Source organism: Falsiroseomonas sp. RANM36 (genome assembly GCF_056682175.1).
Genome location: NZ_JBWXTD010000006.1, coordinates 66,092 through 75,723, shown reverse-complemented (window position 1 = coordinate 75,723; position 9,632 = coordinate 66,092). Strand labels below are relative to the sequence as shown.

Here is a 9,632-nt window from a genome sequence, read left to right as displayed (position 1 = left end):
CCACGCGGCATGCCCCGCCCAGCGCGCCGGGGGGCGGGGCGAGGGGGGGGCGCGCCGCTGGGGGGGCCGCGCGGGCGGCGCGCGGGACGAAGATCGTGGCGGAGGCGCGGCTGGCCTTCGGCGGCGTGGGCGCGACGGTGATCCGCGCGGCGGGCGCGGAGGCGGCATTGCTCGGCAAGGCGCTCGACGCGGCGGCGGTGGAGGCGGCGGCCGCAGCGCTGCAAAAGGACATCGCGCCGCTGTCGGATTGGCGCGGCAGCGCGGCCTACCGCCTGGCGGTGGCGCAGGGGCTGCTGCGGCGCCTGCATCTGCGCGCGACACGGCCTGACCTGGTGCATGACGTGACCGCGCTGGAGGTCGCGTGATGGACGGGATCGCCACGAAATCCGTCGGCGCCGCGCTGCGCCATGACAGCGCGCTGAAGCACACGACCGGCGAGGCGCGCTACGCCGACGACATCCCGGAGGTGCCGGGCACGCTGCATGCGGCGCTGGTGCTCTCGACTGTGCCGCATGGCACGCTGACCGCGCTGCGGACCGAGGCGGCTCGGGCGATGGAAGGCGTCGTCGCGATCATCGCGGCGGCCGATGTGCCCGGCGAGAACGACATCGGCCCCGCGACACAGAAGGAAAAGCTGTTCGCCGATCCGGTGGTGGAATTCGCCGGCATGCCGCTGGCGATGGTCGTCGCGACCACGCGCGACCAGGCGCTGCGCGCTGCGGCCGCGGTGCAGCCAGAAATCGCGGCGCTGGAACCGGTGCTCACCATCGAGCATGCGCTGGAACGCGGCCAGGAAGTGGTGCCGCCGCAGGTGATCCGACGCGGCGATGCGGCCGCCGCCATAGCCGCCGCGCCGCGCCACCTGTCGGCGGAGTTCCGCGCGGGCGGGCAGGAGCATTTCTACCTGGAAGGCCAGGTGGCGCTGGCGACGCCTGGCGAGGGCGGCGACATGGCCGTGGTCTCCTCCACGCAGCATCCCTCGGAAGTGCAGCACATCGTCGCCCGCGTGCTGGGCGCCGGCTACAATCAGGTGACGGCGACCTGCCGGCGCATGGGCGGCGGCTTCGGCGGCAAGGAGAGCAATGCGAGTTGGGTCGCCGCCGCGGCGGCGATCGGCGCGCGCGTCACCGGCCGACCGGTGAAGCTGCGCCTGCCGCGTCGGGCCGACATGATCGCCACCGGCAAGCGCCATCCCTTCCTCTATCGCTGGACCGCGGGCTTCGACGAGACCGGGCGCATCACGGGCCTTGAGGCGCTGCTGGCCGCCGATGGTGGCTGGAGCCTCGACATGTCCGGCGGCGTGGTGTTCCGCGCGGTGACGCATGCGGTGAATTGCTGCGACGTGCCGGCGGTGGCGATCACCGCGCGCGCGGTGAAGACCAACACCGTCTCCAATACCGCCTTCCGCGGCTTCGGCGGCCCGCAGGGCGCGCTGCTGATGGAGGATGTCGTGCATCGCGTGGCCGCGTCGCTGGGGCTTACGCCGGAGGCGGTGCGCGCGCGAAACTTCCTCGGTGTCGGCGGGAACAGCGACGAGCTGCCCTATGGCCAGCGGGTGGAAGGCGACCTGATCGCGCGGGTCTGGGCGGAGGCGCAGGCGGATTCCGACTGGGATCGCCGCCGCGCGGAGATCGCCGCCTTCAACGCGCAGCACCCGACGCTGCGGCGCGGCCTGGGCAGCATGGTGCTGTGCTTCGGCATCTCCTTCGGCCTGCGCCACCTGAACCAGGCGGGCGCGCTGGTGCATGTCTATTCCGACGGCTCCATTCGGCTGAACCACGGCGGGACAGAGATGGGGCAGGGACTGTTCGTCAAGGTCGCGCAGGTCGTCGCCGAGGCCTTCGGCGTGGATCTCGACCGCGTCGCCATCACCGCGACCTCCACCGCGGAGGTGCCGAACACCGCGCCGACCGCGGCCTCCACCGGCTCCGACCTGAATGGCTGGGCGGCGCACAACGCGGCCGTCGCGATCCGCGGGCGCATGGCGGAGGTGGCCGCGGCGAAATGGGGCATCGCGCCGGAGGCGGTGGTCTTCGCCGACAACCGCGCCTGGGCCGAGCGCGCCGGCGCCAACCGCTGGCTGGATTTCGGCGAGCTCGCCAAGCTCTGCTTCCTGGAACGCGTCAGTCTTTCCGCGACGGGGCATTACCGCACGCCCGACATCCACTGGGATCCGGTGGCAATGAAAGGAAATCCCTTCTTCTACTTCTCCTACGGCGCGGCCGTGGCGGAGGTGGCGGTGGACACGCTGACCGGCGAGCATCGCTGCCTGCGCGCGGACCTGCTGCAGGATTGCGGGCGCAGCCTGAACCCTGCCGTGGATCTCGGCCAGATCGAGGGCGCCTTCGTGCAGGGCATGGGCTGGCTGACCTGCGAGGAGCTGTGGTGGGACACGCAGGGTCGCCTCCGTACGGTCGGACCTTCGACGTACAAAATACCAGGATCACGCGACGTGCCGCCGGTGTTCCGCACGCGGCTGCTGGAAAGCGCCCCGGCGCGGGTGGACACGATCTTCCGCTCCAAGGCCGTGGGCGAGCCGCCGCTGCTGCTGGCGACCAGCGTGTGGAACGCGCTGAAGGATGCCATCGGCACGCCGGCCCTCGACCTGCCCGCCACGCCAGAGAGGGTGCTGATGGCCTTGCGCAACAAGGGCTGACGGCCCGGGCGGGGAGTAGGATATGCTCCCTCCCGCCTTGGCGGGAGGACGGCATGGCAGAGGCTGGTGGCCCGGCGATCCGGGCGTTCTTCGACGAGCCGACCAACACGGTCAGCTACCTGGTCTGGGACCGCACGACGAAGCGCGGCGCGGTGATCGATCCCGTGCTGGACTGGGACAACCGCAGCGGCGAGGCCGACCTGAAATCGGCGCGGGCCTTGCTCGACGCGGCGCGCGACGAGGGCGTGACGCTGGACTGGGTGCTGGAGACGCATGTCCACGCCGATCACCTCACCGCCTCGCCCTGGATCAAGCGCGAGACGGGCGCCCGCATCGGCATCGGGGAGGGCGTGAAGCAGGTGCAGACCATCTTCCGCCCGGTCTTCAACCTGCAGGACATGCTGCCCGAAGGCGGCGACTTCGACCACCTGTTCCGCGACGGCGAGCGTTTTCGGATCGGCTCACTCGACGTGGAGGTGATGCATCTGCCCGGCCACACGCCGGCCTGCGTCGCCTATCGCATCCTGCCGCCGCAATCGGAGCCGCAGGGCGTCTGCGACGTGTTCGTGGGCGACACGATCTTCATGCATGACTACGGCACGGCGCGGGCGGATTTCCCGGGCGGCGATGCGCGCACGCTCTACCACTCGATCCGCCGCCTGCTCGCGCTGCCGCCGGAGACGCGGTTGTGGATGTGTCACGACTACAAGGCGCCGGGGCGCGACGTCTTCGCGTGGCAGAGCACGGTCGCCGAGCAGCGCGCGCAGAACCCGCATGTGAAGGACGGCAGGACGGAGGAGGAGTTCGTCGCCTTCCGCACGCAGCGCGACGCGAAGCTCTCGGCGCCGACGCTGCTGTTGCCCTCGATCCAGGTGAACATCCGCGCCGGCCGCTTCCCGGCGGCGGAGGCGAATGGGGTGCGCTACCTGAAGATTCCGGTGAAGGCCAAGGTTCCGGACAGCGCCTTGTCCTGAGGCCCGGGCGCCCGCACTCTGGCGCGACGACGAAGGTCGCGCGACCCCCAGCCCGCCGAGCGCAGCGAGGCGGGTGGGGGCCGCGCACCCTTGCTGAACACGCGCGGGAGGAAGCATGCGCCTCGGGATGATCGGCCTCGGCCGGATGGGCGCCAATCTGGTGCGGCGACTGGGCAGGGCCGGGATCGGCGCCGTGGTGTGGGACCGCGATCCCGCCGCCGTGGCCGCGCTCGCCGCCGAGGGCGCGGAAGCGGCGAGCGACGTGGCGGACCTCGTGCGCCGCCTCGCCCCGCCGCGGGCGGTCTGGGTGATGCTGCCGGCGGGCGACGCGACCGAGGGCGCGCTGGCGGAACTCGCGACGCTGCTCTCGCCCGGCGATGTCGCGATCGATGGCGGCAACGGGATGTGGAAGGATGCGCAGCGCCGCGGCGCGATGCTGCGCGGGAAGGGGCTCGACTTCCTCGACATCGGCACCTCCGGCGGCGTCTTTGGGCTTGCGCGGGGATACTGCCTGATGATCGGCGGGCCGGCGGAACCCGTCGCGCGGCTCGATCCGGTCTTTCGTGCACTGGCGCCCGGCGAGGACGCCGCGTCGCTGACCCCGGGCCGCGATGCCGGCGCCGATCCGCGCCCGCCGAACGGCTATGTGCATTGCGGGCCGAACGGCGCCGGGCACTTCACCAAGATGGTCCACAACGCCATCGAATACGGGATGATGCAGGCGATGGCGGAGGGGCTGGAGCTGCTGCACGCGCATGACGCGCAGCTTCCCGTGCCGGACATCACGGAAGCCTGGCGGCGCGGTTCCGTCGTGGCGTCCTGGCTGCTCGACCTCACGGCGCAGGCGCTGGCGCATGACGGGGAGCTTTCGGGCTTCACCGGCCGCGTCGGCGATTCCGGCGAAGGCCGCTGGGCGGTGCAGGCGGCGATCGAGAGCGCGGTGCCGGCGCCGGTGCTCTCCGCCGCGCTCTATGCGCGCTTCCGCTCGCGCCAGGAGGGGCCCTTCGCGGACCGCGCGCTGAGCGCGATGCGGAATGCCTTCGGCGGGCATCTCGAGCCGAAATGAGTGCCGTTGTCGTCGTGATGGGCGTGACCGGCGCGGGCAAGAGCACGGTCGGCACGAAGCTGGCGGAGCGGCTCGGCGTGCCGTTCCGCGACGCGGACGAGTTCCACCCGCCGGCGAACATCGCGAAGATGAGCGCGGGGCAGCCGCTGACCGATGACGATCGCTGGCCCTGGCTGGACGCGATCGGCGCGCATCTGGCGGCGCATCGCGCGACGGGCTGCGTCGTGACCTGTTCCGCGCTGAAGCGCGTCTATCGTGACCGGCTGCGCGCCGCGGCGCCCGGCCTGCGCTTCATTCACCTGCATGGCGATGTTGCTCTGGTCGCCGCGCGGCAGGCGGCGCGGCAGGGACACTTTATGCCGGCGAGCCTGGTGCCGAGCCAGTTCGCGACACTCGAAACGCCGACGCCGGACGAGCGCGTGATCACGCTCGACGTCGCGGCGACGCCGGATGCGCTGGTGGACGACGCGATCGCAGCCCTCCGGGAGGACGCAAGATGAGCACCGGGTTCCGCGGCATCTATCCCATCCTCTATGCGTATTTCGGCCCCGATGGCCGGCTGGACGAGGCGGCGATGCGCCGGCAGGTGCGCTGCTGCCTGGCCGGCGGCGCGCATGGCCTCGCGGTGCTCGGCCTCGCGACCGAGGTGAACAAGCTCTCGCCGGCGGAGAAGCGCGATGTGGTGCGCTGGAGCGCGGAGGAGATCGGCGGGCGCGTTCCGCTCGCGGTCACCGTCGCCGAAGCGACGGCGGGGGACGCGGCGCAGTTCGTGCTGGACGCGGAGGCGCTGGGTGCCAGCTGGATCATCCTGCAGCCGCCGCCGGTGCGCGGGCTGCCGGAAGCGGAATACGTGGCGTGGTACGGCCGCGTGGCCGATCTCGTCGGGCGGCGCAGCACCATCCCGCTCGGCATCCAGAACGCCGCGGCCTATATCGGCGTCGGGCTCTCGCCAGGCGGCGTCGCGGCGCTCGCGCGCAACCACGCGAACGTCAAGCTGATCAAGGCCGAGGACAGCGCGGTGGATGTGCAGCGGCTGATCGAGGCGACGGGTGGATCGCTCACCGTGTTCAACGGCCGCGCCGGTCTCGAACTGCCGGACTGCCTGCGCGCGGGCTGCGCGGGCATGATTCCCGCGCCGGAATGCGCCGATGTGCAGGCGCGGGTGTACGACCTGTTTGCCGGTGGCGATCATGCGGGCGCGGATGCCGAGTATCGGCGCATCGCGCCGATGATCGCCTTCGCGATGCAGGGCGTCGCGGTCTTCCTCTGCTACGGCAAGCGCATGACCGGTTGGCGCATGGGCCTGCCGGAGGTGATCGAGCGCCCGCCGGCGCTGGCGCCCACGCCGTTCGGGCTGGATTGCGCGCGGCGCTTCGTGGCCGAGCTCGGACCCTATCCCGGCGTGGGGTGAGCGATGCGGATCGCGATCCTCTCCGACATCCACGCGAACCGCGAGGCCTTCGAGGCCTGCCTGGCGGATGCGACGCGGCGCGGCGCGCAGCGCCTGGTGCTGCTGGGTGACATCGTCGGCTACGGCGCGGATCCCGTCTGGGCGGTGCAGCGCACGCGCGAACTGGCCGAGGCCGGCGCTGTCGTCATCAAGGGCAACCATGACGAGGCGGCGGTTGAGGATCGCGGCGGCATGACGTCCGACGCCGGCGCAGCCGCCGCCTGGACGCGCGCGGTGCTGGACGATGCGGCGAAGCGCTTCCTCGACACGCTGCCGATGGAGGTGAAGGAGGAGGACCGGCTCTATGTGCATGCCGATGCCCAGCATCCCACGCGCTGGCGCTACACGCGCGATGCCGAGGATGCGCGCGCGGCGCTGGATGCCGTGCGTGCGCGTGTCGTGCTGTGCGGGCATGTGCATGTGCCCGCGCTGTACGGGCTGACCGCCACGGCGAAGATCGCGGCGCATCGGCCGATGGCGGAGGTCGCCGTGCCCCTGACGCGGCCGCGCCGCTGGCTGGCGGTGGTGGGCGCCGTGGGCCAGCCGCGCGACGGCAATCCGGCCGCGGCCTATGCGCTGCTCGACACCGAGGCGAACCAACTCACGACCCTCCGCGTGCCGTACGACATCGAGGGTGCGGCACGAAAGATCCGCGCGGCGGGCCTGCCCGAAGGGCTTGCGGCGCGGCTGGCGCGGGGGCGCTGAGCATGGCGGTGCAGATGCTGCAGGAAGGCCAGGAGCTCGACGGCTTCCGCATCGGCGCGCAGCTGCATGTCGGCGGCATGGCGGCGCTGTTCGAGGCGACGCATCCCGCGCACGACTTTCCCCTGCTGGTGAAGGTGCCGCGCCTGGCGGAAGGCGAGGACCCGGCGGCGATCGTCTCCTTCGAGATGGAGCAGATGATCCTGCCGCGCCTCAGCGGCCCGCATGTGCCGCGCTTCGCCGGCGCCGGCGGCTTCGACCGGCAGCCCTACCTGGCGATGGAGCGCATCGCCGGCCCGAGCCTGCTGCCGCTGATCGAGACGCTGCCGCTGCCCGTCGAGCGGATCGCGGAGATCGGCGCGAAGGTGGCCGATGCGCTGGACTCGCTGCATCGGCAGCATGTGGTCCATCTGGACGTGAAGCCCTCCAACATTCTCACGCGGCCGGGCGGCGAGGCGGTGCTGGTGGATTTCGGCCTCTCGCGCCATGCGCTGCTGCCCGACCTGATGGAGGAGGAATTCCGCCTGCCCTATGGCACCGCGCCCTACATGGCGCCGGAACAGGTCATGGGCATCCGCAGCGAGCCGCGCAGCGACCTCTTCGCGCTGGGCGCGATGCTGTATTTCTTCACCACCGGCGAGCGGCCCTTCGGCGATCCGCAGCGGCTGAACGGCCTGAAGCGCCGGATCTGGCGCGATCCGCAGCCGCCGAGGCGGCTGCGCAAGGACTGTCCCGACTGGCTGCAGGAAGTGATCCTGCGCTGCCTGGAGGTGCAGCCGGAGCGCAGGCATCCCACCGCCGCGCAACTCGCCTTCGACCTGCGGCATCCCGGGCAGGTTGCGCTGACCGCGCGGGCGCGTAAGGAGAGGCGCGACGGCTGGGCGCGCACCATCCAGCGCCGGTTCCACCCGGACCACCAGCCGCGCTTCGCGCGCACGCGTGCGGAGATGGAGGATGCCGGCGCGGCCGCGCCCATCGTCATCGCCGCCGTGGACCTCAGCGAGACGGATGTGGCGCTGCAGGCGGCGCTGCGCGGCACCGTGGGGCGCATCCTGGCGACCCTGCCGGAGGCGCGGCTCGCCTGCCTCAACGTGCTGCGGCAGAACCGCATCGCGCTCGACATGACGCTGGACGAGCAGGGCAACAACAAGCATCTGCAGCGCCTGGTGGAGCTGAAGCACTGGGCGGCGCCGCTCGGCCTGCCGGAAGGCCGCGCGACCTTCCACGTGCTGGAGGCGGTGAACCCGGCCGCGGCCATTCTGGATCATGCGCGGGCGAATCGGGTGGACCACATCGTGATGGGGGCTCGCGCGCAGTCGCTGAAGCGCCGCGTGCTGGGCAGCGTCTCGGCCGAGGTGGCGGCGGAAGCGCCCTGCAGCGTAACGGTGGTGCGCTCGCGCGTGGAAGCGGAGTAGGCGAGCGCTATCCGCGCCGGAACGCGGCGAAGTCCGCGCGGCTGCTGCCGTCCAGGTTGCGCAGCAGCGCGACCCAGGCGGCGAAGCCGTCCTCGATCGCGTTCTCCCGCCAGTTCTCGTTGGGCGCGTGGAAATCCTCGTCCGCGGTGGCGAAGCTGAACATCACCGTGCCGATGCCGAGCACCCGCTGCACGATGTCGGTCAGCGGCAGCGTCGCGCCCATGCGCACGCGCAGCGGCTTGCGGCCGGCGGTGGTTTCGAGGGCGCGCTCCGCGGCGACCAGCAGCGGATGGTCGCCTTCCAGCAGTGTCGCGACCGTGCCGTCGCGGGTTGCCGCGATCTCCAGCGTCGCGCCCCTCGGGCAATGCGCGCGCAGATGCGACGCGAGGGCGGCGGCGACCTTCGTGGGCACCTGGCCCGGCACCAGCCGCATCGAGAGCTTGGCGTGCGCTTCGGCGGGGATCACGGTCTTGCCGCCCGCTCCGGTGTAGCCGCCCCACATCCCGTTGACGTCGAGCGTCGGGCGCAGCCACAGGCGCTCGAGGAACGCCGCATTGCTGCGCCCGCTCGGCGCGATGCCGATGGCGGCGTCATGCGCGGCGACGTCGTAGGGGATGGCGGCGAGTGCGGCGCGGTCGGCCTCCGTCACCGGCGCGGCACCCTCCGCGAAGCCCGCGACGAGGATCTCGCCCTCCGCGTCGTGCAGCGTCGCCAGCAGCCGCGCCATGGCATGCAGCGCATTCGGCGCGACGCCGCCATAGCGGCCGGAATGCAGATCCTTCGCCGCGGTGCGGAGCGTGATCTCCATCGCCATGTTGCCGCGCGTACCGATCGTCATCGTAGGAAGGTCGGCACGCCAGCGCGCGCCATCGGCCGAGAGCGCGGCGTCGGCGGCGAAGCGGTCGCGGTTGCCTTCCAGCATCGCGGCGAGGGTGCGCGAGCCGATCTCCTCCTCGCCTTCCAGCAGCACGGTCACATTGACCGGCAGGCGCCCTTCCGCGGCGAGATAGGCGCCCACCGCTTCGAGCGCGAGCAGCGACGGCCCCTTGTCGTCGGACACGCCGCGCGCATGCAGCCGCCCGTTGCGCGCGGTGAGATCGAATGGCGGCGAGGCCCAGGCCTCCACCGGATCTGGCGGCTGCACGTCGTAGTGGCCATAGACCAGCAGCGTCGGCGCCTCCGGCCCCGCGCCGTGCCAGCGCGCGGTGACGGCGGGGTGGCCGCCTGCGCCGATCTCGCCGACGTCGCGGAAGCCCATCGCGGCGAGGCGCCGGCACCACCAGGCGCGGGCGGGCGCCCCGGCCGCGGGGGGGGGGGGGGGGGGGGGGGGGGGGGGGGGGGGGGGGGGGGGGGGGCGCCCCCCGGCCCC

Annotated in this window: 8 protein-coding genes and 1 pseudogene; 8 read left to right on the top strand and 1 reads right to left on the bottom strand. The window is 72.4% G+C overall.

What is annotated here, in order from left to right; all coding sequences use genetic code 11:
- The 8 genes and pseudogenes from AC1MIR_RS21885 to AC1MIR_RS21850 form a co-directional block, all read left to right on the top strand.
- Positions 1–365, top strand: a pseudogene (locus AC1MIR_RS21885) (hypothetical protein); the annotation flags it as partial.
- On the top strand, positions 365–2,656 hold the full coding sequence (gene xdhB / locus AC1MIR_RS21880; RefSeq protein WP_480030307.1) for a xanthine dehydrogenase molybdopterin binding subunit: 2,292 nt from the start codon (positions 365–367) through the stop codon (positions 2,654–2,656). The pseudogene AC1MIR_RS21885 and the gene xdhB, both read left to right, overlap by 1 nt.
- Positions 2,657–2,709: 53 nt before the next feature.
- Positions 2,710–3,630: an MBL fold metallo-hydrolase gene (locus AC1MIR_RS21875; protein WP_480030306.1), complete on the top strand. Its 921-nt coding sequence runs from the start codon at positions 2,710–2,712 to the stop codon at positions 3,628–3,630.
- A gap of 115 nt (positions 3,631–3,745) precedes the next feature.
- Positions 3,746–4,696, top strand: a complete 951-nt coding sequence (gene gnd, locus AC1MIR_RS21870; protein WP_480030305.1) for a phosphogluconate dehydrogenase (NAD(+)-dependent, decarboxylating) — start codon at positions 3,746–3,748, stop codon at positions 4,694–4,696.
- Entirely contained in the window at positions 4,693–5,196 is a 504-nt protein-coding gene (locus AC1MIR_RS21865; RefSeq protein ID WP_480030304.1) for a gluconokinase, read from the top strand. The genes gnd and AC1MIR_RS21865 overlap by 4 nt, the downstream gene beginning before the upstream one ends.
- On the top strand, positions 5,193–6,107 hold the full coding sequence (locus tag AC1MIR_RS21860; RefSeq protein ID WP_480030303.1) for a dihydrodipicolinate synthase family protein: 915 nt from the start codon (positions 5,193–5,195) through the stop codon (positions 6,105–6,107). Before AC1MIR_RS21865 ends, AC1MIR_RS21860 begins: the two co-directional genes overlap by 4 nt.
- Positions 6,108–6,110: 3 nt before the next feature.
- Positions 6,111–6,851: a metallophosphoesterase family protein gene (locus AC1MIR_RS21855; protein ID WP_480030302.1), complete on the top strand. Its 741-nt coding sequence runs from the start codon at positions 6,111–6,113 to the stop codon at positions 6,849–6,851.
- Positions 6,852–6,853: 2 nt separating this feature from the next.
- Positions 6,854–8,263, top strand: a complete 1,410-nt coding sequence (locus AC1MIR_RS21850; RefSeq protein ID WP_480030301.1) for a protein kinase domain-containing protein — start codon at positions 6,854–6,856, stop codon at positions 8,261–8,263.
- A gap of 7 nt (positions 8,264–8,270) precedes the next feature.
- Here the strand turns inward: AC1MIR_RS21850 and AC1MIR_RS21845 are convergent.
- Positions 8,271–9,632, bottom strand: a 1,362-nt coding sequence (locus tag AC1MIR_RS21845; RefSeq protein WP_480030300.1) for a M20/M25/M40 family metallo-hydrolase, incomplete at its 5' end; no start/stop codon positions are given.